This window comes from Polaromonas sp. P1_G2, assembly GCF_056405515.1.
The window spans coordinates 1-432 of sequence record NZ_JBFUBY010001277.1 but is presented as its reverse complement, the minus strand read 5'-3'; the positions used below and the strand labels follow the sequence as shown (position 1 = coordinate 432).

Sequence of the window (432 nt, the reverse complement as noted above, 5' to 3'; positions counted from 1 at the left end):
AGATTACAGAATGCATCAGCACCAGGATACGCATTGGCCGCGATTGGATGGAGATGTCGGCCGTCTGGTTGGCGACACCAATCGTGACGGTGAAATAGAGAAAATCCACGTAATCCGGCTTGCCCTTGTCGGGGAAGCCGAGACCTGAGCCTTGTTCGTCGCGCTTGCGCCGCCCCTCATGGGTCTTCATATAATATTCGTGCGCATAGTGCTCGGTGAAAATGATCTGGATGAAAGACCAAGACACCAGGATCGTGACCACGGAAAGTGCGATATAGAATGTCGCGTCCCGACCGCTTGCATCCTTAATCCGCGACAATTCGACGACGATTGTGGCAAGGCTCGCGACTGCGGCAATCACCGATGTGAACAGCACGGCGAAACGGCCCTCATCGGTGCGTTGCGCGCGCAGCTGCATGTCCTCGTCGTTCG

Annotated in this window: 1 protein-coding gene; it reads right to left on the bottom strand. The window is 55.8% G+C overall.

Annotation, left to right across the window (positions count from 1 at the left end):
• Positions 1 to 418: DUF1345 domain-containing protein (locus AC1D0P_RS30125; RefSeq protein ID WP_477680085.1), on the bottom strand; the 418-nt coding region annotated here is incomplete at its 3' end.
• Positions 419 to 432: the final 14 nt, after the last annotated feature.